This window comes from Vibrio coralliilyticus ATCC BAA-450 (assembly GCF_000176135.1).
GTDB classification, from domain to species: domain Bacteria; phylum Pseudomonadota; class Gammaproteobacteria; order Enterobacterales; family Vibrionaceae; genus Vibrio; species Vibrio coralliilyticus.
The window spans coordinates 308,064-333,468 of sequence record NZ_ACZN01000013.1 but is presented as its reverse complement, the minus strand read 5'-3'; the positions used below and the strand labels follow the sequence as shown (position 1 = coordinate 333,468).

General features: G+C 45.5%; 29 protein-coding genes and 1 tRNA gene. 18 read left to right on the top strand and 12 right to left on the bottom strand.

What is annotated here, in order from left to right; all coding sequences use genetic code 11:
• Nucleotides 1–184: 184 nt before the first annotated feature.
• The 6 genes from rplU to folA all read left to right on the top strand — a co-directional run bounded on the left by rplU (nucleotide 185) and on the right by folA (nucleotide 4,091).
• Nucleotides 185–496 (top strand): 50S ribosomal protein L21, encoded by a 312-nt coding sequence (gene rplU, locus VIC_RS04880; protein WP_006958203.1) that lies wholly within the window; start codon nucleotides 185–187, stop codon nucleotides 494–496.
• Between the two features lie 20 nt (nucleotides 497–516).
• Nucleotides 517–774: a 50S ribosomal protein L27 gene (rpmA, locus tag VIC_RS04875; RefSeq protein ID WP_004409945.1), complete on the top strand. Its 258-nt coding sequence runs from the start codon at nucleotides 517–519 to the stop codon at nucleotides 772–774.
• 277 nt (nucleotides 775–1,051) lie between these two features.
• Nucleotides 1,052–2,224: an Obg family GTPase CgtA gene (gene cgtA, locus VIC_RS04870; RefSeq protein WP_006958202.1), complete on the top strand. Its 1,173-nt coding sequence runs from the start codon at nucleotides 1,052–1,054 to the stop codon at nucleotides 2,222–2,224.
• 120 nt (nucleotides 2,225–2,344) lie between these two features.
• On the top strand, nucleotides 2,345–3,112 hold the full coding sequence (locus VIC_RS04865) for a threonine/serine exporter family protein (RefSeq protein ID WP_006958201.1): 768 nt from the start codon (nucleotides 2,345–2,347) through the stop codon (nucleotides 3,110–3,112).
• Nucleotides 3,112–3,582 (top strand): threonine/serine exporter family protein, encoded by a 471-nt coding sequence (locus tag VIC_RS04860; protein ID WP_006958194.1) that lies wholly within the window; start codon nucleotides 3,112–3,114, stop codon nucleotides 3,580–3,582. The genes VIC_RS04865 and VIC_RS04860 overlap by 1 nt, the downstream gene beginning before the upstream one ends.
• A 23-nt stretch (nucleotides 3,583–3,605) precedes the next feature.
• Nucleotides 3,606–4,091 carry a type 3 dihydrofolate reductase gene (gene folA / locus VIC_RS04855; protein ID WP_006958192.1) on the top strand — a complete coding sequence of 162 codons (486 nt, stop codon included), beginning with the start codon at nucleotides 3,606–3,608 and terminating at the stop codon, nucleotides 4,089–4,091.
• Between the two features lie 50 nt (nucleotides 4,092–4,141).
• On the opposite strand, the gene apaH is transcribed toward folA, so the two are convergent.
• The 6 genes from apaH to lptD all read right to left on the bottom strand — a co-directional run bounded on the left by apaH (nucleotide 4,142) and on the right by lptD (nucleotide 10,940).
• The gene (gene apaH / locus VIC_RS04850) at nucleotides 4,142–4,951 is read right to left on the bottom strand and encodes a bis(5'-nucleosyl)-tetraphosphatase (symmetrical) ApaH (protein WP_006958186.1); all 810 of its coding nucleotides are present in this window, start codon (nucleotides 4,949–4,951) and stop codon (nucleotides 4,142–4,144) included.
• Between the two features lie 19 nt (nucleotides 4,952–4,970).
• Nucleotides 4,971–5,348 (bottom strand): Co2+/Mg2+ efflux protein ApaG, encoded by a 378-nt coding sequence (apaG, locus tag VIC_RS04845; RefSeq protein ID WP_006958185.1) that lies wholly within the window; start codon nucleotides 5,346–5,348, stop codon nucleotides 4,971–4,973.
• 72 nt (nucleotides 5,349–5,420) lie between these two features.
• Nucleotides 5,421–6,227 carry a 16S rRNA (adenine(1518)-N(6)/adenine(1519)-N(6))-dimethyltransferase RsmA gene (gene rsmA / locus VIC_RS04840; protein WP_006958184.1) on the bottom strand — a complete coding sequence of 269 codons (807 nt, stop codon included), beginning with the start codon at nucleotides 6,225–6,227 and terminating at the stop codon, nucleotides 5,421–5,423.
• A 12-nt stretch (nucleotides 6,228–6,239) separates the two neighbouring features.
• The gene (pdxA, locus tag VIC_RS04835) at nucleotides 6,240–7,232 is read right to left on the bottom strand and encodes a 4-hydroxythreonine-4-phosphate dehydrogenase PdxA (protein WP_006958183.1); all 993 of its coding nucleotides are present in this window, start codon (nucleotides 7,230–7,232) and stop codon (nucleotides 6,240–6,242) included.
• Entirely contained in the window at nucleotides 7,222–8,517 is a 1,296-nt protein-coding gene (surA, locus tag VIC_RS04830) for a peptidylprolyl isomerase SurA (protein ID WP_006958182.1), read from the bottom strand. The genes pdxA and surA overlap by 11 nt, the downstream gene beginning before the upstream one ends.
• 53 nt (nucleotides 8,518–8,570) lie before the next feature.
• On the bottom strand, nucleotides 8,571–10,940 hold the full coding sequence (lptD, locus tag VIC_RS04825) for an LPS assembly protein LptD (protein WP_006958181.1): 2,370 nt from the start codon (nucleotides 10,938–10,940) through the stop codon (nucleotides 8,571–8,573).
• Nucleotides 10,941–11,088: 148 nt separating this feature from the next.
• Between lptD and djlA the strand changes: the two genes are divergently transcribed.
• The gene (gene djlA / locus VIC_RS04820; protein WP_006958180.1) at nucleotides 11,089–11,940 is read left to right on the top strand and encodes a co-chaperone DjlA; all 852 of its coding nucleotides are present in this window, start codon (nucleotides 11,089–11,091) and stop codon (nucleotides 11,938–11,940) included.
• Nucleotides 11,941–12,001: 61 nt separating this feature from the next.
• On the opposite strand, the gene VIC_RS04815 is transcribed toward djlA, so the two are convergent.
• The 5 genes from VIC_RS04815 to rpsU all read right to left on the bottom strand — a co-directional run bounded on the left by VIC_RS04815 (nucleotide 12,002) and on the right by rpsU (nucleotide 16,705).
• Nucleotides 12,002–12,077 (bottom strand) — tRNA-Ile (locus tag VIC_RS04815).
• A 140-nt stretch (nucleotides 12,078–12,217) separates the two neighbouring features.
• Complete coding sequence (rpoD, locus tag VIC_RS04810) at nucleotides 12,218–14,071, bottom strand: RNA polymerase sigma factor RpoD (RefSeq protein ID WP_006958179.1); 1,854 nt, start codon at nucleotides 14,069–14,071, stop codon at nucleotides 12,218–12,220.
• 97 nt (nucleotides 14,072–14,168) lie between these two features.
• Complete coding sequence (dnaG, locus tag VIC_RS04805; RefSeq protein WP_006958178.1) at nucleotides 14,169–15,926, bottom strand: DNA primase; 1,758 nt, start codon at nucleotides 15,924–15,926, stop codon at nucleotides 14,169–14,171.
• A 93-nt stretch (nucleotides 15,927–16,019) separates the two neighbouring features.
• The gene (locus VIC_RS04800; protein WP_006958177.1) at nucleotides 16,020–16,463 is read right to left on the bottom strand and encodes a GatB/YqeY domain-containing protein; all 444 of its coding nucleotides are present in this window, start codon (nucleotides 16,461–16,463) and stop codon (nucleotides 16,020–16,022) included.
• A 26-nt stretch (nucleotides 16,464–16,489) separates the two neighbouring features.
• Nucleotides 16,490–16,705, bottom strand: a complete 216-nt coding sequence (gene rpsU / locus VIC_RS04795) for a 30S ribosomal protein S21 (RefSeq protein ID WP_001145625.1) — start codon at nucleotides 16,703–16,705, stop codon at nucleotides 16,490–16,492.
• A gap of 228 nt (nucleotides 16,706–16,933) precedes the next feature.
• Here rpsU and tsaD point away from each other — a divergent pair, with 228 nt between their 5' ends.
• The gene (tsaD, locus tag VIC_RS04790) at nucleotides 16,934–17,950 is read left to right on the top strand and encodes a tRNA (adenosine(37)-N6)-threonylcarbamoyltransferase complex transferase subunit TsaD (protein ID WP_006958176.1); all 1,017 of its coding nucleotides are present in this window, start codon (nucleotides 16,934–16,936) and stop codon (nucleotides 17,948–17,950) included.
• A 134-nt stretch (nucleotides 17,951–18,084) separates the two neighbouring features.
• Nucleotides 18,085–18,900 (top strand): alpha/beta fold hydrolase, encoded by an 816-nt coding sequence (locus tag VIC_RS04785; protein ID WP_006958175.1) that lies wholly within the window; start codon nucleotides 18,085–18,087, stop codon nucleotides 18,898–18,900.
• Between the two features lie 17 nt (nucleotides 18,901–18,917).
• Here VIC_RS04785 and plsY read toward each other — a convergent pair whose 3' ends face one another.
• Nucleotides 18,918–19,529 carry a glycerol-3-phosphate 1-O-acyltransferase PlsY gene (gene plsY / locus VIC_RS04780; RefSeq protein ID WP_006958174.1) on the bottom strand — a complete coding sequence of 204 codons (612 nt, stop codon included), beginning with the start codon at nucleotides 19,527–19,529 and terminating at the stop codon, nucleotides 18,918–18,920.
• 158 nt (nucleotides 19,530–19,687) lie between these two features.
• On the opposite strand from plsY, the gene folB reads away from it, so the two are divergent.
• The 9 genes from folB (at nucleotide 19,688) to VIC_RS04735 (ending at nucleotide 25,405) form a co-directional block, all read left to right on the top strand.
• Nucleotides 19,688–20,041, top strand: a complete 354-nt coding sequence (gene folB, locus VIC_RS04775) for a dihydroneopterin aldolase (RefSeq protein ID WP_006958173.1) — start codon at nucleotides 19,688–19,690, stop codon at nucleotides 20,039–20,041.
• Complete coding sequence (gene folK / locus VIC_RS04770) at nucleotides 20,038–20,532, top strand: 2-amino-4-hydroxy-6-hydroxymethyldihydropteridine diphosphokinase (RefSeq protein ID WP_006958171.1); 495 nt, start codon at nucleotides 20,038–20,040, stop codon at nucleotides 20,530–20,532. The genes folB and folK overlap by 4 nt, the downstream gene beginning before the upstream one ends.
• 11 nt (nucleotides 20,533–20,543) lie before the next feature.
• Nucleotides 20,544–21,347, top strand: a complete 804-nt coding sequence (locus VIC_RS04765) for an undecaprenyl-diphosphate phosphatase (protein ID WP_006958169.1) — start codon at nucleotides 20,544–20,546, stop codon at nucleotides 21,345–21,347.
• Between the two features lie 112 nt (nucleotides 21,348–21,459).
• Nucleotides 21,460–21,738, top strand: coding sequence for a cell division protein FtsB (ftsB, locus tag VIC_RS04760; RefSeq protein WP_006958167.1), 279 nt, complete (start codon nucleotides 21,460–21,462; stop codon nucleotides 21,736–21,738).
• 2 nt (nucleotides 21,739–21,740) lie between these two features.
• Nucleotides 21,741–22,445, top strand: coding sequence for a 2-C-methyl-D-erythritol 4-phosphate cytidylyltransferase (ispD, locus tag VIC_RS04755; protein ID WP_006958165.1), 705 nt, complete (start codon nucleotides 21,741–21,743; stop codon nucleotides 22,443–22,445).
• A gap of 3 nt (nucleotides 22,446–22,448) precedes the next feature.
• A complete protein-coding gene (gene ispF / locus VIC_RS04750) occupies nucleotides 22,449–22,928 on the top strand; it encodes a 2-C-methyl-D-erythritol 2,4-cyclodiphosphate synthase (RefSeq protein ID WP_006958154.1) in 480 nt (159 codons plus the stop codon).
• A 46-nt stretch (nucleotides 22,929–22,974) separates the two neighbouring features.
• Nucleotides 22,975–24,021 (top strand): tRNA pseudouridine(13) synthase TruD, encoded by a 1,047-nt coding sequence (gene truD / locus VIC_RS04745; protein ID WP_006958153.1) that lies wholly within the window; start codon nucleotides 22,975–22,977, stop codon nucleotides 24,019–24,021.
• Nucleotides 24,022–24,032: 11 nt separating this feature from the next.
• The gene (surE, locus tag VIC_RS04740) at nucleotides 24,033–24,776 is read left to right on the top strand and encodes a 5'/3'-nucleotidase SurE (protein ID WP_172845461.1); all 744 of its coding nucleotides are present in this window, start codon (nucleotides 24,033–24,035) and stop codon (nucleotides 24,774–24,776) included.
• A 2-nt stretch (nucleotides 24,777–24,778) separates the two neighbouring features.
• The gene (locus tag VIC_RS04735) at nucleotides 24,779–25,405 is read left to right on the top strand and encodes a protein-L-isoaspartate(D-aspartate) O-methyltransferase (protein ID WP_006958151.1); all 627 of its coding nucleotides are present in this window, start codon (nucleotides 24,779–24,781) and stop codon (nucleotides 25,403–25,405) included.

Here is a 25,405-nt window from a genome sequence, read left to right as displayed (position 1 = left end):
GGCTAAAGGGCATGATTGCCGCACTTTTATCTGGCGATTAGCTTTTCGCCAATTTTTTCAAAATATGGCTTGTCATAGGGACATCTCTTCTGTAGAATCTGCGCCCTATTGATGATTAGTTTAGCGCACACCCATGATGCTCATTAAATAAGCATAAGGCTGTGCGGAAAAAGCGGAGTAAGATATGTACGCTGTTTTCCAATCTGGTGGTAAACAACACCGTGTAAGCGAAGGTCAAACTCTTCGTTTAGAGAAATTAGACGTAGAAACTGGTGCAACTGTTGAATTTGATAAAGTTCTTCTTGTTGCTAACGGCGAAGACGTTCAAGTTGGCGCTCCTCTAGTAGAGGGCGGCAAAGTAGTTGCTGAAGTTGTACAACACGGTCGTGGCGACAAAGTTAAAGTCGTTAAGTTCCGTCGTCGTAAGCACTCTCGTAAGCAACAGGGTCACCGTCAGTGGTTCACTGAAGTGAAGATCACTGGTATCAACGCTTAATTTATTAGGAGAGTTTAACAATGGCACACAAAAAAGCTGGTGGTTCTACTCGTAACGGCCGCGATTCAGAAAGTAAACGTCTGGGTGTTAAGCGTTTCGGTGGTGAATCTGTTCTTGCAGGTAACATCATCGTTCGTCAACGTGGTACTAAGTTCCATGCTGGTACTAACGTTGGTATCGGTAAAGACCACACTCTATTCGCTCTTACTGAAGGTAAAGTGAAGTTCGAAGTGAAAGGTCCTAAGAACCGTAAATTCGTAAGCATCGAAGCTGAGTAATTCTCGCTGAGATTAAGAATTTAGGCTTCTAGCTGAATTCAAAAGCCCTGCCGATTCGGCGGGGTTTTTTATTTGTAGCGAGATGGAATCGATACTAAGGCACTTTGTAAAAAGTCCCTCATTATATATTCCTGAGTAGCAGAACGATCTGGGATTTTAGGTGATCGATCTGAAATTGGGATCTGCTAGAATTTATATCATTCATTTGCCTAAATACGGTTAGTGAGATGATATTTGCAACGCAGCTACGTGATGTAGCAATTGGGCGGAGTAAGAGATGAAATTCGTTGATGAAGCGGTAGTTAAAGTTCAGGCCGGAGACGGCGGTAACGGTGTAGTGAGTTTCTGGCGAGAGAAATTCGTTGCGAAAGGCGGTCCGGACGGTGGTGACGGTGGTGATGGCGGCGATGTTTACATCCAAGCTGACGAAAACCTTAACACGTTAATTGATTATCGCTTCCAGCGCTTCTATGAAGCAGAACGTGGTGAAAATGGCCGTGGCGGTAACTGTACTGGTAAACGTGGTAAAGACAAAGTTCTACGTGTGCCTGTTGGTACTCGCGCTGTGGATATTCACACCAATGAAATCGTGGCGGAAGTTGCTGAGCATGGCAAAAAGATCATGGTCGCAAAAGGTGGTTGGCACGGTTTAGGTAACACGCGTTTTAAATCGTCAGTCAACCGTGCACCGCGTCAAAAGACGTTAGGTACTAAAGGTGAAATTCGCGAAGTTCGTTTAGAGCTGTTGCTACTTGCTGATGTGGGTATGCTTGGTTTGCCGAATGCAGGTAAATCGACATTTATTCGTTCTGTATCAGCAGCTAAGCCAAAAGTAGCTGACTACCCATTTACGACTTTGATCCCTAGCTTAGGTGTAGTCAGTGTTGTACCTGAGAAGAGCTTTGTTGTCGCGGATATTCCTGGATTGATCGAAGGCGCTGCGGATGGCGCTGGCCTTGGTATTCGCTTCTTGAAACATTTAGAGCGTTGTCGAGTTCTACTGCATATGATCGACATTATGCCAATTGATCAAAGTGATCCTGTACAGAATGCCTTAACCATCATTGATGAGCTTGAGCAGTACAGTGAGAAGTTAGCAGACAAGCCGCGTTGGCTTATCTTCAACAAGGTTGATTTGATGCCTGAAGAAGAAGCGAACGAAGTGATCCAAAATATTCTCGATGCTCTAGGTTGGGAAGAGGACTACTACAAGATCTCCGCGGTGAATAAGCAAGGAACCAAAGAGCTTTGTTACAAGTTGGCTGACTTTATGGAGAATCTACCTCGTGAAGAAGAAGAGATCTCTGAAGAAGAGAAAGTTGACTTCATGTGGGATGATTACCATAAAGACGCAATGTCAGGCAAAGACGTCATTACTGAAGACGACGATGACTGGGATGATTGGGACGATGAAGAAGACGACGGGCATGTCGTTTATGTCCGCGAATAATCCTTAAGTTGATTGAAAGCCGCAATGTTTAAAGCATTGCGGCTTTTTTGTATTTAAATCAAATCAATCGTCGGCGTGATTCGCCACAATAGCAGGATTCTAAAGGAGTAGGATTGATTTATGGTTTCAAAACAACGCAGTGTTTCTCGCCTTATCGCTCAAGCCGGGCAAATGCTGCTTGCGCATGGTGCAGAGAGCACATTGGTAGGGGATATTACTCGACGCATCGGACTTGCGAGTGGCATGGATGAGGTGGAAGTTTCTTTGTCTGCAAGTTCGTTAGTAGTGACGACTGTGTATCAGGAGCACTGTATTACCACTGCACGCCGCAGCCCTGATCGCGGAATCAACATGAGGGTCATCACCCAGATACAACGGATTTGTATCATGCTCGAAAGGGGAATCATAGATCATGCCTTGGCTCAGCATAAACTGGAAAGAATTAGTCCCGAACGTTATAACAGATGGCTAGTTGTAGGTATGATCGGCTTATCTTGCGCTGCATTTAGTCGACTAGCGGGAGGGGATTGGGTGGTCTTTGCTATGACATTCATCGCTTCTTCGATCGGAATGATAGTCAGGCAAGAAATCGGCCATCGCCACTTTAACCCCTTGATGAACTTTGCCGCGACAGCGTTTGTTACAACTGTTGTGTCAGCGCAAGCGGTAATTTATGGGCTAGGTAATTCGCCGTTTTTGGTTATGGCCTCTTCGGTACTTATGCTGGTGCCAGGGTTCCCGCTAATTAATGCTGTCGCTGATATGCTCAAAGGCTGTATCAATATGGGCATTGCTCGCTTTGTTATGGCAAGCCTGCTTACCTTGGCAACCTGCCTTGGTATCGTCGCGGCCATGAGCCTAGTTGGTGTCTGGGGGTGGGTGTTGTGATGTGGTTTGATTTATTGGTTGCTTTGCTCAACGACATGCTGTTTGCCGCGATTCCTGCTGTGGGTTTTGCTTTAGTCTTTAATGTCCCCCAAAAAGCCTTGGTCTATTGTGCTATCGGGGGGGCAATTGGTCATGGTTCACGTTATTTGATGATGCATTTTGGTATCCCTATCGAATGGGCCACCTTTTTTGCTGCGATGTTGGTTAGTATTGTTGGTATCCATTGGTCTCATCGCTTTCTCGCTCATCCGAAAGTGTTCACCGTAGCGGCGTTGATTCCTATGGTTCCAGGTGTATTTGCGTTTAAGGCAATGATTGCCTTAGTGGAGCTTAATCATAGAGGGTACAGCCATGAGTTGGTCGCGATGTTGGCAGAAAACTTCCTTAAAGCAATGTTTATAATTGCGGGATTAGCGGTTGGCTTAGCGATGCCGGGATTGCTATTCTATCGCCGGAAACCGATAATCTGAGACGTTTTAAAGGAGCATCAGCAATGATCATCAGTATGATCGCCGCCATGGCAAAAGATCGAGTAATTGGTAAAGACAATCAAATGCCGTGGCATCTACCCGCAGATTTTGCTTGGTTCAAACGTTGTACTATGGGCAAGCCTGTTGTTATGGGGCGTAAGACGTACGAGTCGATTGGTCGACCACTTCCAGGTCGTCAGAATATTGTGATCAGTCGTGATGCTAACTTAGCCATTGAAGACGTCACGACAGTGACCTCTATTGACGACGCCATAAAAGCTGCTGGTGACGTGGAAGAAGTGATGATCATTGGTGGTGGTGCGATTTATAAAGCCTGCCTTCCTCAAGCGGATAAGCTCTACGTGACTTATATCGATGCCCAAATAGAAGGCGATACCCAATTTCCGTCTTGGGGAGATATGTTTAAAGAAAGCCATTCTGAAAACTACGCAGCGGATGAGAAAAATGCGTACGATATGCGATTTGTTGTTTTAGAGCGACAGGGCTAGCAGATTAGTTAACAGTTTATGATCTGGAGTAGCTGATTGTTGTCGGCTCTCTAGCTCTCTAGCGAATTTTGTGTAAAAAACGTCTTATCTTCCCATCTCAACATCGTCAAGCTGCCACCCCATACGCAGCCGGTATCTAATCCAATGACATCCTTGCCGGTATAACCTTCCAATGCAGCCCAGTGGCCAAACAACACTGTCTTATTCAGCGGAATACGATTGTTAAGTTCAAACCATGGCGTTAAATGACTATCTTGGACGTCTTTTGGTGGACGCTTACAAGCCATGTCTAACCTTCCGTCGGAAAAGCAGAAGCGCATTCGCGTGAAGGCGTTAATGATGTAACGGTAGCGCTCAATGCCTTCGAGCTTGTCAGACCATGAGTCGGGTTGATTATCGTACATGTTTTTGATCAGCCAATGCCATTCTTTGCTCTGTAAAATGGCTTCGACCTCTCTGGCACTGTTTCTAGCGACATCAAGCGACCACTGTGGCGAAATGCCTGCATGGCACATCACGAACTCATCATGTTCAGCGAAAAGGGGTTGCTGCCTAAGCCAATTGAGTAGCTCTTGTTTGTCGTCAGCATTAAAGATAGGAGCCGTCTTATCTTTGCTCTTAACTTTGTGTACACCTATTGATACGGCAAGTAAATGCAGGTCATGATTACCTAAAACCACTTTAGCTGATTGACCTAGACCTTTAATAAAGCGCAGTGTCTCTAGCGATTTTGGCCCTCGAGCAACCAGATCACCAGCGACCCAGAGCGTATCAGATTGAGGATTGAAACTCGCTTGTTTGAGTAGTAGTTTGAGCTCATCAAAGCAGCCTTGAATATCACCGACGATGTAATTAGACACAAAAATTCCTGTGTGGATATTAGTTGAGAATATTCGGTAGAGCGAGTCTGAAGGGTTCTATTTCGGTGCTAAACTCTCGGCCTTTTTCATCAAGGAGAATATATTGTCCTTGCATTACACCGACTGGTGTTTCTAGAGCGGTGCCGCTGCTGTAAGTATACTCATCACTTCCCGGAATGAATGGCTGTTGACCAACCACACCATCACCTTCCACCGTCATCTGTTTGCCATTGGCGTCAGTAATCAGCCAGCGACGACTAATGAGTTGGACGGTTTGATTGCTGAGGTTTTTTATTGTGATGACGTAGGCAAAGACGTAGCGTTTTGAATCAGGCTGAGACTGCTCTGAGATATACTTGGTATGAACTTGAACTTTAATACAAGGGTTAGCTTCCATGTAGACTCCTGCGTACAAGTCAAAAAAATTAGAGTTGTAGACCAATAGGTTACAACTCTAATTATATGAAGATTATTTGTGGTTTGCGTCCAACCAGTTGGCTAAGTCGACAAATTGCTCCAATGTTAAGTTCTCTGGGCGCATTCCTGGGTTGATGCCCAGTTGTTCTAGAATCTCAGCATTGACTAAAGATTTATAACAGTTTCGGACTGTTTTACGTCTTTGGTTGAAGCCGTCACGACATACGCGATCTAACCAGTTAAGGCTTGTCGCTGGATAAGGTAACGTCTCGTAAGGGACCAGACGAACAACAGCAGAATCGACTTTTGGTGGTGGAACGAACGCCGTCGGTGGAACTTCCAGTACTGGTACCACCTTACAATAGTATTGCGCCATGACGGTTAGGCGGCCGTAAGCTTTTGTGCCTGGACCTGCTGCTAAACGGTTAACCACTTCTTTCTGCAGCATAAAGTGCATATCTTGAATATCTTTATGGTACTCAAAGAGGTGGAACATCAACGGAGTAGAGATGTTGTATGGCAGGTTACCAAAAATGCGTAATCTATTGTTAGGCTTCACCAATTGAGTGAAGTCGAAACGCATGGCATCGCCTTCGTGAATGGTTAGCTTTTCGGCTAATTCTGGATGAGTTCTTAAGCGCTCAGCCAAATCACGGTCAAGTTCAATCACTGTGAACTTATCCACTTCTCGACCAACCGGTTCTGTAATTGCACCTAGGCCGGGACCAATCTCAACCAAGTTCTGGCCTGGCTTAGGATTGATTGCAGAGACAATACCATCAATGATGTATGGATCGTTTAAGAAGTTTTGACCAAAGCGTTTACGTGCTTTGTGCCCTAAATGGACATCGTTTCTCATAGTGTTCTCAAGTTAACTGGTTTTCTTATCGACAAGCTCAATTGCGTGAGTCAGTGCCGTTGTAAAACTTCCTGTATCTGCATCACCTGTCCCTGCAAGGTCCAATGCAGTGCCGTGATCCACGGATGTCCTGATAAATGGTAGGCCCAGAGTAATGTTCACTGAACGACCGAAACCTTTATATTTTAGCACTGGGAGAACCTGATCGTGGTACATGCCCAATACGGCATCCGCCTCGTTGAGGTACTTTTCGTTAAAAATCGTATCGGCAGGGAGTGGCCCGACAAGATCAATACCGTCTTCCTGACGCAGCTTCTCCAGTGTTGGCGTGATGGTGTCAATTTCTTCCCGACCCAGACAGCCATCTTCTCCTGCATGTGGATTCAATCCACAGACATATATTTTAGGTGATGAAATAGCAAACTTCTCAACCAAATCCTGATGGAGAATATGCACTATTTTCTTTAGCCTATCTTCGGTTACTGCTTTAGAAACGTAAGCCAATGGAATATGAGTCGTCACCAAAGCAACTCTGAGTCCTTCGGTAGCCAGCATCATCACCACCAGTGGCGTATTTGATTTGTCAGCAAAGAACTCAGTATGACCACTAAACGCGACGCCAGATCGATTAATTACGCCTTTGTGCACAGGGCCGGTGACAATAGCATCAAACTCACCATTCATACAGCCCAAAGCGGCTCTTTCTAGTGTTTCTAATACGTAATGGCCATTTCTCTCATCGAGCTGACCCGCAATCGCGGGGACATTAAGCGCAATATGATCGACAACCAACGAGCCAGATTGCTGAGGTGTAGGAATCTCTGCAGCATCATAATCAATAAGTTGTACGTCGATATTGAGTTGTTTAGCGCGTTGCTCCAGCAAACCTTTATCCGCACTGACCACTATTTGGTGTGGCCAGCTTTGCTTAGAAAGGGCTAGGACCAAATCTGGGCCGATACCTGCGGGTTCGCCCGCGGTTACAACGATGCGCTTAATTGTCATCCTGTTCTTCCTTGACCACTTCAACAAATGCACTGGCGCGGATTTCCTGTAGCCAAGCACTGGCTTCTTCGTTGAATTTACGGTTAAAGATAATTCGATACGCTTTGTTCTTTAGTGCTGAATCAGTGCGATCGACCTCACGTCTATCCATCACTTCAACAATGTGCCAGCCGTGTACGGTTTTGAATGGTTCACTGATTTGACCCACAGGTAGTGTGTCGACCTGATGTTTGAATTCAGGTACGTAAAGATCAGAGGTTTGGTAACCAAGCTCACCTTGCTGGGCCGCTGAACCAGGGTCTTGGCTGTATTGCTGAGCCATTTCCGCAAAGGTTGCTTTGCCTGATTGAATTCGTCGAGTAATATCTAGAAGCTCTTTCTGAACGCCTTCATCGCTAAGAATTACGGTTGGTTTAATCAGAATATGACGGGCATTCACTTCTGTGACTGCAACCGTCTCAAGCCCCTTCACATCTTCAATTTTTAGGATATGAAAGCCAACACCGCTGCGAAATGGACCGATAATACTGCCTTTATTCTGCAAATTGATTTGATCGGCAAAGATGGTTGGCATCTCTTCTTTACGCATCCATCCCCAATCACCGCCTTGTAAAGCTTTAGGACCTTTTGAATAGGTGTAAGCCATGGTACTGAAATCAGAACCTTGGTTGAGCTCTTTAACGATCTGATTGGCTTTTTCTTCGATGGCAGCTTTGTCATCACCATCATTTACGCGTAGCTGGATGTGGCCAATTTTGTATTGCACGGTCGCGTTGGTTTCTTTGGCTAGAATGTTCGCAAGATTATCGACTTCAGCCGGAAGAATATTAATACGACGACGAACTAACGCATTGCGTGCCTCATTTGCGGCAATTTCTTTACGTACCTGTTCGCGAAATTGAGCGTAGCTTAGTCCTTCTTCCGCAATAGAGGTGTTCAGTTGCTGAAGTGTTTGGTTGTTGTTCTTGGCTATCTCGTCAATCGCTTCGTTTAGACGGTTGTCGTCTATACGAACGCCAATTCGTTCCGCTTCTTGCTGCTGGATGGTATCTACAATCAGTTTTTCTGTGACTTGCTCACGTAGAGTCGCTTCATCTGGAAGTGACTGGTTGTTCTTTTTCGCGTTAGCGCGAATGGTTTTAAGCGAAGTTTCAATATCACTCTGTAATACCACGCCGCTATTAACAATCACCGCTACCTTATCTAGTTCGACAGGCTCGGCTTGTACAAAAGAAAGCTGGCTGGCTGCAATCAGTCCAAGCAAGGTTTGCTTCCAAAGTTTCATTAAATTTCCTGTGAGAATATCTAGCCTGTGGTGTTAGACCACAGGCTTTTAAATTAGTTGTTTAAGAAGAACGGACGTCCGTAACCTAAAGAGCTATTTGCCGTATCAGAACCGGTGACACCGGAGTCAGAGCCTATAGCAGTACCGAAGCCAATAATACCAAAATTAAAGCTGAAGTTGTTTTCATACACTGGCTGAACTGGATCAGACAGTAAGCCACTCTGAAGCTGATTACTGTATGAAAAACCTATATACCAGCAGTCTGAGGTATAGCGTAGGTTTGCTAGCCACTCTAAATCTTCTTCTGTTGTTAGATCATAGAAATATTGGGCGCTTGCATTCCAGTTTCGAGTTAGTTGATAGCCTGCAATTAACCCAGCCTGAGAAATTCCATCTTTAGTTAAGCTATCCAAATTAAGACTTTCTCCTACAGTACTTTCAAGATAATTACGTGTTACGTAGCGATAGTTACCTTGAATGAAGCCTCCAGAGAAGCGGTACTCAAGTGTACTGTTACCAAGCTGGACTTCACTAGTATCAATATCATACTGGATACCGCCATGGTAGAAGAGGTAATCGTCGTAATTGAAGTCCATCTCCACTGCCCAAGCCGAATAGTCAGATTTGTTGTCTTGGTTAGCAAGTGAAGAGTTCTTAGTATCTTTATCAAGATAGAAGATTTGACCGAATGAGATATTTAGACGTTCCTTATATTGATCGTCAAAGAAGCGTGTTGATGCGCCATAGCTAAACTGGTTGGCGGCAGCAATTCGATCAACGCCACTATATTTACGACTACGAAATAGCCCGTAATAGTCGGTTTGCAGCAGCGTTGTATCGTAGAGGTAAATCTCACTTTGATCTTCTTCTGGAACATACAGGTATTGGATCTGCGGTTCCAGCGTCTGAGTGTAGTTATCAAACAGAACGGTATCCCTTTCGAGAACCACGCCAGCATGAGTTCTAAACTCTGGAATCACTCGAGAAGTGGACTCCTTTAGGTTGTAACCATCGTTGCTAAAGTCAGTAAGGTTAAGACCATCTAAGTCTTGTTGATAGTAGGTGCCTAGTACTCGAGCCTCTGTTGTCCAAGTCCCCCAAGTGGTACCAACTGGGATTTTTATACCGGGCTCAACATGCACTCGTGTAGCTGATGGCTTATCTGGATCATCAGTGTCAAATTGAGAAACATGACTGATGACATCAAAATCAAGATAGCGCATTAGCTCTGGAGCATAATAGTTAAACTCAACTTGAGGCAAAAGTCGGTATGGAGTATTGCTACTAGTTGTTAATACTTGGAAATCTCGAGTTAAGATTGTGGCATCCCAAGCTGATGAACGATAAGTAGCTTGCGCTTCTTGCAGAAGTTGACCATCTGATTGATTCCCCAAGCTTGAGTCGACATTAGAAAAGTAGCTGATGTCACTGACTTTGGAATAATCTATTTCGAATTTCCAGCTTTCTTGGAAAATACCGTTGTGTTGCCATTGAAATCCCCATCGGTCTCCTTGTTCTGGGTATTTTTTATCATCAGGTAGGTATTCAGATTTCAATGTACTATAGCCGAGATCTGACAGGTAACGAAACTCACTGTTTAGCTGAGTACCTCGTTCTTGCATGTACTTTAGTGTGGTTTCTAAATCATAGTTGGGTGCCAAGTTCCAGTAAATCGGCACTTCCATTTCAAAGCCATCACTGGAGCCATAAGATACCGTTGGGTACAAGAATCCTGTTTTACGTGTATCACCAATCGGAACTGTTAAAAACGGCAGATAAAAAACAGGCACGTTGAGGATTTCAAAGCGTGGATTATAGAAGGTAGCTTCTTCTTCGTTCTGGTCGATATCGATACTTGATGCTTTCATTCGCCAAGACTTATCACCTTCTGGACAAGATGTAATCGTCCCATCTTCTATCTCATAAACAGCCTTGCCCGTTTTAGAGACATAGACGGCTTCACCACGACCAGGCTCACATAAAAACTTATAGTTAGTGTTCTCTAGTGTCACTTCTTCAGTATTGAGTTTGTTGACAGCTTTATCTGATATAGTTTTCAGTTCGCCATCACTGAATGTCACGTTACCTTCTGCCACCACAATGTTATCTTGCTGATGCAAGGTAACATTGTCTGCTTTCATACGTTTCTTGCCTTGAACGACAGTAACATTGCCACTGTAGGTGGCTTTGTCACCATTGATGGCTTCTAAACTGTCGGCTTCAACGTTAATTGGCAGTTGATTTGCGTTTTCAGGCTCCTCTTCATTGACCAGACATTGGTCAATAAGGTCTAATGTTTGGCATTCGCCAATGAAAGGCATTTCTTGTGAAGTATCGAGAGGGATGTCTTCAGCCTGAGCTTGAGGCATAAGAAACGCGGCACTAATAGAAGTGGCTAACAAGGTGCGAGAAAAACGTGGCATCGAGTTTTACTATCCTGTTGAACTTGATATATCCGGTGAATAGATGACCGAATGTAAAATAAAACGGTCCTTATAATAAAGGAATTTGTCGCTTACGGCACTATCAGACCGCTTTACTAGGAAAAAATTCAGAGATTGAGAGCACATAATGCATATTTTCGGCAAAATACTCGGCACTTTTTTTGGCTTTCTGATGGGAGGACCATTTGGTGCGATATTCGGTCTATTTTTAGGTCACCAGTTCGATAAAGCCCGCCGTCTACGCCAAGCTGGATTTAATTCGGGCTTTGGCGGCGGACCTAGTCAAGCTGAGCGGCAAGAAGAGTTTTTCAAAGCTGCGTTTGCGGTAATGGGGCATGTAGCGAAAGCTAAAGGCCAGGTCACTCGTGAAGAAATTCAGCTGGCGACCACCATGATGGAACGAATGAATCTACATGGAGAGTTACGCCGCGCCGCACAGAATGCTTTCCGTGAGGGTAAAGAAGCAGACTTTCCGTTAGACACGGTTTTAGAACGAGTTCGTATTTCGTCCGGTGGCCGATTTGATTTAATGCAGTTCTTTTTAGAACTGCAAATCTCGGCGGCGTTTGCGGATGGTGATATTCATCCGAGCGAGCGCAGTGTATTGCATAAGGTAGCGAAAGGATTAGGCTTTTCTTCTGACCAACTAGAGCAGCGCTTGCGTATGCAGGAAGCGGCGTTTCGCTTTCAGCAAGGGGGCTTCGGAGGACACTCAGGTGGTGGGCATTCCCACCAGTCTGGCGGTTGGCAACAAGCCTCGACTGCGGATCAATTAAGTGATGCATACAAGTTGCTGGGTGTCGACAGTAGTGCCGATACAAAAACAGTTAAACGTGCTTACCGTAAGTTGATGAATGAGCATCACCCCGATAAGCTAATGGCAAAAGGTTTGCCGCCAGAAATGATGAATGTAGCCAAAGAGAAGGCACAAGAGATTCAAAATGCCTACGACTTGATCAAAAAGGCCAAAGGTTTCTGAGGTAATAGAAATCTAGAAAGCAAAAAGCCTGATGAGTTTCCTCATCAGGCTTTTTTGTATTTGGTGGCCCCTCGCAGACTTGAACTGCGGACCAATCGATTATGAGTCGACTGCTCTAACCACTGAGCTAAGGGGCCATATAGGGCAATGATTATAGGGGATGCAGATCTAGCTGTCTAGACGCTATCTAGGGTAAATGCGCTTAGATTTTATCCACTTAAATCGATAAACAATAAAAAAGGCGAGCTAATGCTCGCCTTTTAATCAATTTGCTTGGTTATTCATCCAAGAAGCTGCGCAGAGTTTCTGAGCGGCTAGGGTGGCGAAGCTTACGTAGTGCTTTTGCTTCAATCTGACGAATACGCTCACGTGTTACGTCAAACTGTTTACCAACCTCTTCTAACGTATGGTCAGTATTCATATCGATACCGAAACGCATACGGAGAACTTTCGCCTCACGAGGCGTTAAACCAGCCAAAACGTCTTTCGTTGCAACCTTAAGGCTTGTAGAAGTAGCCGAATCAAGAGGTAGCTCAAGCGTTGTATCTTCAATGAAGTCACCTAGATGCGAATCTTCGTCATCACCGATTGGTGTTTCCATTGAGATTGGCTCTTTAGCAATCTTCAGAACTTTACGGATTTTGTCTTCCGGCATCTGCATGCGTTCTGCAAGTTCTTCCGGTAGCGGCTCGCGACCCATTTCCTGAAGCATTTGACGAGAGATACGGTTAAGTTTGTTGATCGTCTCGATCATATGAACCGGGATACGGATAGTTCGTGCTTGGTCAGCAATCGAACGAGTGATCGCCTGACGAATCCACCAAGTCGCATAAGTCGAGAACTTGTAACCACGGCGGTATTCAAACTTATCTACTGCTTTCATCAGACCGATGTTACCTTCCTGGATCAGATCCAAGAATTGTAGGCCACGGTTGGTGTATTTCTTCGCAATAGAAATTACCAGACGTAAGTTTGCTTCAACCATCTCTTTCTTAGCACGGCGAGCTTTCGCTTCACCGATAGACATGCGGCGACTGATGTCTTTGATGTTTTGAACCGTAAGCGACGTTTCTTCTTCAATCACTTTTAGTTTCATGATTGAACGGCGAATATCATCTTCGCTGCGACGGATTTTTTCCGCGTACGGTTTATCTGAAGAGAGAATCTCGTCTAACCAAGCTTCGCTAGACTCATTGCCCGTGAAGAGGGTAATGAACGATTTCTTTGGCATCTTGCCATACTCAACAGACGCTTTCATGATCAGGCGTTCTTGAGTACGAACACGCTCCATTGAGGTGCGTAGCTCTTCAACTAGGTAGTCAAACTGTTTAGGTGTTAGACGGAACTCTTTGAAGACGTCGATAACCATTTCATGCGCAAGTGTTGCTTTCGGACTCTCGTTGCCATACTCGTTACAAGCAAGCTGATAGTTCTGGAAAGTGTTACGTAAAGCCGTGAACTTCTCTAGAGCAAGCTCAGGATCAATGCCTGTATCTTCCTCTTCTTCATCGTCTTCAGACTCTTCCGCGTCTTCTTCTTCAGCATCTTCATCTTCAAGATCTGATTCTGCAAGTTCAGAACCGATATGCGTAGCTGTTGGTGCCGCCGTTTCATCTGCGTCTGGATCCACGAAGCCCGTGATAAGGTCGGTTAGGCGAAGTTCTTCTGCCTGAACCTTATCAAACTGCTCAAGAATATAAGGGATGGTTCCTGGATACTCAGCAACGGCATTTTGAACTTGGTTGATACCATCTTCAATACGCTTTGCAATATCGATCTCACCTTCGCGAGTCAGCAGTTCTACGGTACCCATTTCGCGCATGTACATGCGCACTGGGTCAGTGGTGCGGCCGATTTCATTCTCTACGCTTGATAGCGCAGCAGCAGCAGCTTCAGCTGCGTCTTCATCGGTGATTGTATCGTCATCATTCAGTGCAAGATCATCAGCATCCGGAGCGGTTTCCACTACTCGAATGCCCATGTCGTTGATCATCTGAATGATATCTTCGACCTGCTCGGAATCTACGATTTCTGCTGGCAGGTGGTCGTTTACTTCTGCGTAGGTCAGATAGCCTTGTTCCTTGCCTTTAATGACAAGTTGTTTTAGCTGTGACTGCGGATTTTGATCCATAGACGGTATCCAACTTAGTATCTGGTGAAGGAATTAGTATGCGAGTGCAAACCACACATATTAACAAATTAATTTGTTGCTGACTATTCGAACAGGGTTACGCTTTTAAATCTAGCATTAGTGCTAGTAGCTCCCTTCTTTCTTCGGTTGATAAACCGACACTTCTTTCTTTGGCCTGCAGATTCTCAATTTGCTTTTCGACGCACTGAGCCAGTATTTTGTCCAGCGAGTCTAAAAATATATCTTGTTCGTTGTCTTCGTCGAGCGGGATTTCCCATCCGGCTAAGCGAGACAGTAGAGCGTCATGGCTCGTATTTCGCCAGTGTTCGGTCAACTGGCCTGTGTTTACATTGGGGTGGTGATGACAATATTCAAGCACCTCAACAAATAAACTTAATCCCGGTACCGATAAGCCTTTCACGCTTGAGAGGTCAGGTACCATTTGAGCATAGCTCGGATTTTGAATAAGCAAAGCGATAACCTCACGCATTGGAGTGCGCTTGAGCTCCTTATGTGGCTGAGGTCTGGTTTCATTTGTCTTTCTGCGCGGTTGGCGCAGTCGGTTATCAAACCCTGTACGTTCATCAAGTAACTTTTCCAGTAACTCTTGGAAATAAGGATCTGGAATTTTGTTAATTAAGCTACTTGCATGGGCTCTTAACGCCGACTTACCTTCATTGCTTCCTAAGTTGAGCTGATGAATCTCGATTAAATTTTCAAATAGGTAGCGTGAAAGCGGAATGGCTTGATGCATTTGCTGCTCAAAGGCATCTTTGCCGTATTTTCGGATATAGCTATCTGGGTCTTCACCATCAGGAAGAAACAAAAACTTCAGAGTATTACCTGTTTTCAGGTATTGCAGCGCATTCTCTAGCGCACGCCAAGCCGCCTCTTTACCCGCGCGGTCGCCATCATAGCAACATACAACGGTATTGGTTTGACGAAACAGCAGTTGAATATGATCACCGGTCGTAGACGTACCAAGTGAGGCCACTGAATAATCGACACCATATTGCGCTAGCGCGACTACATCCATATAGCCTTCGACGACAAGAATCTGAGGAGGCTCGCGGTATGCTTGGGTTACTTCGTATAGCCCGTAAAGCTCTTTACCTTTGTGGAAAATAGGTGTTTCAGGAGAGTTAAGGTATTTTGGTGTACCATCTCCAATAACTCGTCCACCAAAACCAATCACTCGACCTCGACGATCACGGATTGGGAACATTACCCGGCCGCGAAAGCGGTCATAGCGGTTGCCTTTGTCGTTCTCAATCAGCATCCCACCTGATACAAGCATATCTTGCGCTTGTTTCTGCTGACCAAAGTTTTTCCGCACCAGATCCCATTCATCAGCGACATATCCGATGCCAAACTTCTGAACGATTTCACCAGATAAACCACGCTCTTTGAGGTAGTCAATTGCGACCTTACTGGTAGAAAGTTTGAGCTGGTCTCGATAGAACTGCGCAATCCCAGTCATTAAATCGTAGAGATTACGTTTTTGTTCGGTGTTTGCTTGAGGCTGATTGGCAGGAAAGCGGCCACCCTGACGCTGCTCTCTTGGCACATCAATCCCAAGATAAGAGGCGAGTTCTTCAATGGCTTCAGGGAATTCAAGGCGCTCATATTCCATCATGAAGTCGATGGCATTGCCGTGTGCCCCACAGCCGAAACAGTGATAAAACTGCTTTTCTTGGCTAACACTAAAGGAAGGTGTTTTTTCGTTGTGGAAAGGGCAGCAGGCGCCGTAGTTTTTGCCTTTTTTCTTAAGTTTTACCCGAGCGTCAATGATATCGACGATATCCAGTCGAGCCAGTAGGTCATCTATAAAACTGCGGGGGATGTGTCCTGCCATAAAACCTAACAAAGAAAGAAAAGACTAATCTAGATACAAACAAGCCGTGCGTTCCAGAGGATAGCACGGCTTGCTGCAATTTGGGTTGGGCAATTAACCTAGTTTAGCGCGAACTAAACCACTTACTTTACCCATATCTGCACGCCCTTGAATTTGAGGCTTAAGCACGCCCATTACTTTACCCATGTCTTGCATGCCCGCAGCACATGAATCAGCAATAGCACTCTCAATAAGTGCCGCCACTTCTTCATCAGTTAGCGGTTGAGGCATAAAGTCCTCAAGTACAGCAATCTCAGCTTGCTCAGCGTCAGCCAGATCTTGTCGACCTGCTGATTCGAATTGAGCGACAGAGTCGCGACGTTGTTTAACCATTTTCGTCAGCACAGCGAGAATATCGTCGTCGCCCAGAGTAATCTGTTCGTCAACTTCACGTTGCTTAATGGCGGAAAGAGCTAAACGAATAGTGCCAAGGCGAAGTTTGTCCTTGGCTTTCATCGCTAATTTTTGCTCTTCTTTGAGAGTATCAATCAGAGCCATAACTAGAATCCTTTTGGACTTAGCTATTAGTACAGGCGAACGCGACGAGCGTTTTCGCGAGCTAGCTTCTTAGCGTGACGCTTTTGAGCCGCTGCTTTAGCGCGTTTGCGAACTGTAGTTGGCTTTTCGTAGTGCTCACGACGACGCACTTCAGAAAGGATACCTGCTTTTTCGCAAGAGCGTTTGAAACGACGTAGAGCAACGTCGAACGGTTCGTTTTCACGTACTTTAACTACTGGCATATGCCTTTCACCTCAGGGGTTATTCGTTAATGCTGACTTCACAGTACCGAGCTTTAATGCTGGGTCTACAATCAGCTTGATCAAAAATGGTGCGGAATTTTAATCCGATCACATAGGCTTTGTAAAGCCCTTTGTAGTCTATTCAGTATACAAAATTTGTTTGCGAAGCCAAGCCGAGGTAAGATTGCGCCAATTTTGAATCAGAGATTAAGACACCTAGGTTAAACCATGCGCATTATTGGTATTGAAACCTCATGTGATGAAACAGGCATCGCGATTTACGACGATGAGAAAGGGCTGCTTTCTCATAAGCTATATAGTCAGGTTAAGCTCCATGCCGATTATGGTGGTGTGGTACCTGAACTTGCCTCACGAGATCATGTAAAGAAGACGATCCCATTGATCAAAGCCGCAATGGCCGAAGCGAACCTGACGCCAAAGGATATTGATGGAGTGGCGTATACCGCAGGTCCAGGTTTGGTTGGGGCGTTGCTTGTTGGTGCAACTATTGGTCGTAGCTTGGCGTATGCGTGGGGTGTACCTGCAGTGCCTGTCCATCATATGGAAGGCCACCTTCTCGCGCCTATGCTAGAAGATAACCCTCCTCCCTTCCCATTTGTCGCAGTCTTGGTCTCTGGTGGTCACTCAATGATGGTTGAAGTGAACGGCATTGGTGAATATAAGATTCTCGGTGAGTCGATTGATGACGCCGCAGGGGAAGCATTTGATAAAACAGCTAAACTGATGGGTTTGGATTATCCAGGTGGTCCACTGCTTTCCAAGTTAGCTGAAAAAGGCACGCCAGGGCGCTTCAAATTCCCTCGTCCAATGACAGATAGACCTGGCTTAGATATGAGCTTCTCAGGGCTGAAAACGTTCACAGCGAATACCATTGCAGCGAATGGTGATGACGAACAAACTCGTGCAGATATTGCACTGGCGTTTGAAGAAGCTGTGTGTGCTACATTGACGATTAAATGTAAGCGAGCGCTAGAACAAACGGGCTTTAAACGTATCGTAATAGCGGGTGGCGTGAGTGCTAATCGTCGATTACGTGCTGATCTAGAACAACTTGCGCAGAAAATTGGCGGTGAGGTTTATTACCCTCGTACCGAGTTTTGTACCGACAATGGAGCAATGATCGCGTATGCAGGTATGCAACGATTGAAAAATGGTGAGCTGGCGGATTTATCGGTTCAGGCGACGCCACGTTGGCCTATCGATCAGCTTGAACCTATCGCATAGATTGCTTGTTATAAGGCCGCTCTTGAGAGTCGGCCTTTTTTCTTTATTCTCGGATAAAGTGAAAACATCCGAGGTGTTAACTTTGTCATTAATGATACTCTTGGGTTTTATAAATATTATCAATGGAAAAAACTGTGAATAAATTTGCTGTAGATGGCCATCAAATGGCGTATCAAGATGTTGGCCAAGGCCCAGTTATCGTTTTTGGTCACAGCTATCTGTGGGACAGCGAAATGTGGGCGCCTCAAATTGAAGTATTGAGTCAAAACTATCGCTGCGTAGTGCCGGATTTTTGGGCTCATGGTCAGTCTGAGTTTGCTCCGGCTTCAACTACCTCATTGGTGGATTATGCTCAGCAGATTATAGCGTTAATGGACCATCTGGAAGTTGAGCAGTTTTCGATTATCGGGCTTTCTGTTGGTGGTATGTGGGGCAGTGAAGTGGTGAATCTAGCACCTGAGCGTGTCAAATCTCTGGTTATGATGGATACGTTTGTCGGTTTAGAACCAGAAGTGACCCACAAAAAATACTTCACTATGTTGGAAACTATTTCGGCCGCACAAATGGTGCCAGAGCCTATCGTTGATATTGTTACTCCGATGTTTTTTGCGCGAAATGCAGAGCAAAAGTCACCTGATTTAGTGGCTGGATTTCGAGAGAAGTTATCTAATCTGAAGGGTCAGCAAGCTGCGGAAGTCGCACGTATGGGGCGAATGGTGTTTGGTCGTCGAGACCAAATCGAAGATATTGAGAAGTTCGCGTTACCTGTGCTGATCGCTGTAGGGCAAGAAGACATTCCTCGTCCGGTCCTGGAATCGTATTTAATGAACGATTGCATTACGGGCTCAGAACTTATTCAGGTGCCGAAAGCTGGTCACATTGCTAACCTAGAGCAACCGGAATTTGTTACCGCAATGCTTCAGAACTTCCTTTCCAAGGTATATAGCTAAACAATAATAAGGCCTCTTCATGAGGCCTTATTGAGTCCTTTCTTTTTCTCGCCGACTTTGGGTTCCGTTCCCTCAAACAAGCGTCTGATATTTTGGTGGTGTCTGAACACTATCAGGCAACATAGCATAGCGACAGGTAATGTGTATTGAGGTTTGATCATCCACGTATATAAAGGGGCTAACAGTACCGTGATGATGGCAGCCAGAGATGAATAACGAAAAATCAATACAACCAACAACCATGTCGCAATGATCATTGCTGTTAAGTCGAGCCCTATTGGGGCTATGGCGCCTAGGGCAGTCGCAACGCCTTTACCACCTTTAAAATGAAAGAAGATCGGATACATATGGCCTAAACAGGCTGCGATCGCAATTACGCCAAGAATGATCGGATCGATATTCAGGAAGTAACCACCCCAGACGGGAATAGTCCCTTTGAGCATATCGCACAGCAGCACTGCCGCAGCTGCCTTTTTGCCACCAATTCTTAACACGTTGGTCGCCCCTGGGTTATGAGAGCCGACTCCACGAGGGTCAGGAAGCCTGAGTACGCGACAGATCAAAACTGCACTCGAGATCGAGCCCAATAGATAGGCAAAGATGATCATGACAAGTGCTAGTGGCGTCATAGTAAAGTTACTCGTTATAAAGAGATGTTAGCTAGGCAAGTAATTGATATCATATCGCGCTTAGAATACTCAAACTACCAACTGCGTGGCGTTTGAGATAAAAATAGTACGACTTTTTACCTGATTTGGGTATCCGACCTCTAAAGGAAGCAAAGCGCATGGATAAAGTATTTATCGAGCAGTTAGAAGTGATCACCACTATCGGCGTTTACGATTGGGAACAGGAAATCAAACAAAAGCTGGTTTTGGATATTGAAATGGCTCATGACAACCAACCAGCAGGTAAAAGTGATGATGTGGTTGATGCGCTGGACTATGCGCAAGTCAGCTCAGCAGTGTTATCTCATATTGAATCTGGCCGTTTTTTACTTGTCGAGCGTGTGGCTGAAGAAGTGGCTCAATTGATCATGACGCAATTCAGTGTGCCATGGGTCAAGATTCGCCTCACCAAACCTAGTGCGGTACCGCAAGCTTCGGGTGTTGGAGTGATCATTGAACGAGGCGTGGCATGAATACCACATACATTGGAGTAGGATCCAATGTAGAAAGGCGTAAACATATTGAAGCCGCGATAGTTGAGTTGTCTGAGCTAGGTCAGGATCTTCGATTGTCCACGATTTATGAATGTGAAGCGGTTGGGTTCGAGGGGGACACCTTCTATAACCTTGTCGTAGAAATGAAAACGCCATTAAGTTTAACGGAATTTTCACGACAACTGCGTCATATTGAGCTCAAATGGGGGCGCGAAGAACATGCGCAGAAGTTTCAGCCGCGAACTGTTGACCTGGACATCATCTTATTTGGCCATCATGTCTCTGAACAGGCTCCAGAATTGCCTCGTAGCGATATCTACAAATACGGTTTTGTGATTGAGCCACTTAATGAGTTATGCGCTGAACTTTGTGTGCCAGGTGATGGTCGAACCATACGCCAAATCTGGCGCGAATCGTCTTATCCAGAAACCTTAAACAAAGTCGACCTCTGGTTTGATTACCAAACATAATTGAGTATCTAATGAGTTATTTTGAAGCGTTTATTCTGGCCTTAATACAAGGTCTTACCGAGTTTTTGCCTATTTCCAGCTCAGCGCACTTAATCCTGCCTTCAGCAGTATTGGGCTGGGAAGATCAAGGTTTAGCGTTCGATGTGGCAGTGCACGTTGGCACGTTGGCAGCTGTCATGATCTATTTCCGTAGTGAAGTAGTGTCGTTACTGTCGGCCTTTTTCGCGTCTATTTTTAAGGGTGATCGCAGTAAAGAAGCAAAACTGGCGTGGATGATCATTCTAGCAACCATTCCTGCGTGTGTGTTTGGTTTGCTAATGAAAGACTTTATAGAATTGTATCTGCGCAGTGCATGGGTGATTGCGACCACCACCATCGTTTTTGGCCTATTGCTGTGGTATGTCGATAAACATGCCAGCCTCGCGGATGATGAGTATCAGGCAGATTGGAAGAAAGCATTGTTTATCGGTGTTGCTCAGGCACTAGCCATGATTCCTGGCACTTCTCGTTCTGGCGCGACAATCACGGCAGCATTGTACTTAGGCTTTACCCGTGAAGCGGCTGCAAGATTTTCTTTCCTCATGTCTATCCCTATCATTTTATTGGCTGGTGGTTACTTAGGTCTGAAATTGGTGAGCAGTGGCGACCCTATTTATCTAGGCGTTTTGCTGACAGGGATCGTAACCTCGTTTATCAGCGCCTACGTATGTATTCATTTCTTCCTGAAACTGATCTCTAGAATGGGGATGACACCTTTCGTGATTTACCGATTAATCCTCGGCTTCGGCTTGTTTGCATTCTTACTCCTGCAGTAAGCGCAGAAGTTAATCAATATCTTTGTAAAGACCACATGCGTCAATCTCGCTTGAAAAGCGACATTATGATATATATGTGGTCTTTCTATATCTCTCATTCTTAGAATATTTTATGCGAATTTTTGCCCTAACTTTACTCTCGTTATTAGGCTGGCTGCAGTACACCTTGTGGCTGGGCAAAAATGGCATTTCTGAGTTTCAGTCGGTCAATGCTGAAATTGAAGTTCAGCATCAGGTCAATGGCAATCTGCAGAACCGAAACAATGAAATGTTTGCTGAAATTGATGACCTTCGCCAGGGGCTAGACGCTATCGAAGAGCGTGCTCGCCATGAACTGGGAATGGTAAAAGAAGGTGAGACGTTTTACCGCATTGTCGGAGATGGCAACTAAGCATGACGCAAGTGAACCCTTCCATTGTCGCTATAGTCCCTGCTGCTGGTGTTGGCAGTCGCATGCAGGCAGATCGCCCAAAGCAGTACCTATCTATTAACGATAAAGCCGTCCTTGAGCATACCGTCGAGAAACTACTGCAACACCCTAAAATAGACAAAGTCATCGTATCGATTACCGACGGTGATCCATACTTTCCGCTGCTATCTATTGCTCAAAACCCGCAGGTGGTAAAAGTGGATGGAGGAAAGGAGCGAGCAGATTCCGTATTGTCTGGGCTGAAGTTCGTTTGTGACCATCAGTTCGCCGATTGGGTGATGGTGCATGACGCCGCCAGACCATGTGTAAAACAGCAAGATTTAGATAAGCTTATTGAGGTGTCACTACAGCACGAGGTTGGAGGCATTCTTGCTTCGCCTGTTAGAGACACAATGAAAAGAGCAAACAGAGGTCAAAATATTGATCATACTGTAGATAGAGAAGCACTGTGGCACGCACTGACTCCACAAATGTTTAAAACTGAGCAGCTGACCACGGCCCTGAGTGAGGCGCTTTTGAAAGGTATTACGATTACTGACGAAGCGTCTGCAATGGAGTGGTCTGGGCAATCTCCAGCTCTGGTACAGGGTTCGGCGGATAATATAAAAATTACTCAGCCCGAAGATTTAGCGCTCGCAGAGTTTTATCTTAATCGTAATAAAGGATAAATCATGATTCGTATTGGTCACGGCTTCGACGTTCACAAGTTTGGTGGCGAAGGCCCGGTAATTATAAGTGGTGTTTCTGTGCCGTATGAGCAAGGGCTGATCGCTCACTCAGATGGTGATGTTGCTCTACATGCTCTATGTGACGCTTTACTCGGAGCCATTGCAGCGGGTGATATTGGTCGTCACTTTCCTGATACCGATGATGAATGGAAAGGGGCGGACAGCCGAGATTTGCTGCGCGACGTGTACCGCAGAGTTAAAGAACAAGGGTATATACTGGGAAATGCGGACGTCACCATTATGGCTCAAGCACCCAAAATGGCCCCGCATATCACGGCGATGTGTGAAGTAATTGCGCAAGACCTTGAAACGGATATTGGCAATGTGAATGTCAAAGCGACAACGACTGAGCGCCTTGGTTTCACTGGCCGCAAAGAAGGTATTGCGACCGAAGCGGTCGTATTACTTATAAAACAACAATAAAAACTACGCCTTGGTGACTATCGCTTAAAGGGGTAACGGTAACATTATGACTGACATTTTATCTTCACTTGCCTATTTGAATGGAAAACCTCAAGCCACGGGGAAGTTGAAAGCCCAGCCGCAGCATTTTCAGGTTAACGAGGATCTTGGCTTTGCCTTTACTGGCGAAGGGGAGCATCTGATGGTGCGTATCCGTAAGACGGGAGAGAACACCAGCTTTGTTGCAAATGAGCTGGCGAAAGCCTGCGGCGTGAAATCGAAAGATGTCAGCTGGGCTGGTTTAAAAGATCGTCATGCTGTGACTGAGCAGTGGTTAAGTGTTCATCTGCCTAAAGGGGATACTCCTGATTTCAGAGCGTTTCTCAGCCAACATCCAAGTATTGAGATTGTTGAAACCAGCCGCCACAACAAAAAATTACGCCCAGGTGATTTAATCGGAAACGATTTTATCATCACGTTGACAGAAGTAAGTGATGTCGAAGATGTACTTGTGCGACTGGAATCCATCCGCCAACACGGTGTTCCAAATTATTTTGGTAGTCAGCGTTTCGGGAACAACGGTAACAATCTCAATGAAGCAAGACGTTGGGGCCGTGAGAATGTGCGCACTCGAAACCAAAATAAAAGAAGCTTGTATCTTTCGGCAGCACGCTCGTGGATCTTCAACAACATAGTGTCACAACGCATTGAACAAGATGTGTTTAATCAGGTTATTGAAGGTGATTGTATTCAGGCTTCTGAAGGCGTTGTCATTGCTGAATCAGAAGCACTGGCAGAACTTAACGAGACCGTTAAGCAAGGCGATGCCCAGATAACGGCAGCGATGGCGGGTGACAATGCTTTGCCTACTACAGAGAAGGCGCTGGCTTTGGAACAGCCCTATCTGGATGCTGAGCCTGACTTGATGGCTCTGATTCGCGGAAATCGTATGCGCCATGACCGCCGACCTGTAGCGCTAAAACCTCAGGAGCTCTCTTGGAGTGTTGAGCAGGACACAATAACATTGCGATTCTCTTTGGATGCTGGCTGTTTCGCCACCGCAATCATTCGTGAGCTTATTCAGGAACAGGAAGTGGAGCGCAGCTACGAATGAATAAGAAAGCGCTGAAAATATTATTAAGTAACGATGATGGAGTGCATGCTGAGGGGATTCATGCTTTGGCTGAAGCATTGAGCGACCTTGCCGACATTACCATTGTGGCGCCTGATCGAAATCGCTCTGGAGCATCAAACTCACTTACACTTGAACAACCTCTGCGTGTCAAAGAGTTATCGGCAGGTATATATTCTGTTCAGGGAACACCTACCGATTGTGTGCACTTTGCATTAAATGAGCTGATGAAAGATGACCTTCCGGATTTGGTACTGACGGGTATTAATCATGGTGCGAACTTGGGTGATGATGTGCTTTATTCCGGTACGGTGGCTGCTGCAATGGAAGGGCATTTCCTTGGGGTTCAGTCGATAGCTTTTTCTTTGGTAGGTAAAACTCACTTTGCAACGGCTGCTCATATCGCAAGAGACATTGTCGAGCAGCACCTTACGGCTCCGATACCAACCAATAGATTATTAAATATCAATATTCCCGATCTGCCATCTGATGCGCTGAAAGGTATCAGTGTCACTAGGTTAGGTGCGCGCCATCACGCGGAAGCGATGATCAAGCAGCAAGATCCGCGAGGTCATGATATTTATTGGTTAGGGCCTCCGGGTAAGGAACAGGATGCTGGAGAAGGTACTGATTTCTATGCCATCGAGCAGGGTTTTGTTTCACTTACCCCGCTCCAAGTAGACCTGACGGCTCATGAGTCGTTACGCAGTATGGATAACTGGTTGAAGGACAAGTAAGAATGATGAATCCACATGCCGATAGATTGATCGACTTTCTGGTCGCCAGCGGCATTCAGGATCAAAACGTGATCAACGCAATTTATGCTTTGCCGCGAGAACGGTTTGTTTCTCAGGCGATGGTACATCAAGCGTATGACAACAACGCATTACCCATCGGTCAGGGGCAGACCATATCTCAGCCCTATATTGTTGCTAAGATGACCGAAATGCTTGAACTTCGCTCGACAAGCAAAGTCTTAGAAGTGGGGACCGGCTCTGGTTATCAGACGGCTGTACTAGCTCAGTTGGTGGATCATGTTTATTCGATAGAGCGCATCAAGTCTCTCCAGTGGGAGGCAAAGCGTCGCCTTAAGCAACTGGATATTTATAATGTATCGACGAAGCATGGAGATGGTTGGCAAGGCTGGGCCGTGAAAGGACCATTTGACGCAATTATTGTCACCGCAGCGGCAGCTTCCGTGCCTCCTGTACTGCTTGAGCAACTCTCGGAAGGAGGCATTCTGGTGATTCCGGTCGGTGAAGGTGTCCAGCAGTTACTGAAAATTACCCGTCAGGGCGATGAGTTTTTATCTCAAATTATCGAAGATGTACGTTTTGTTCCCCTGATTGCTGGTGAACTTGCTTAA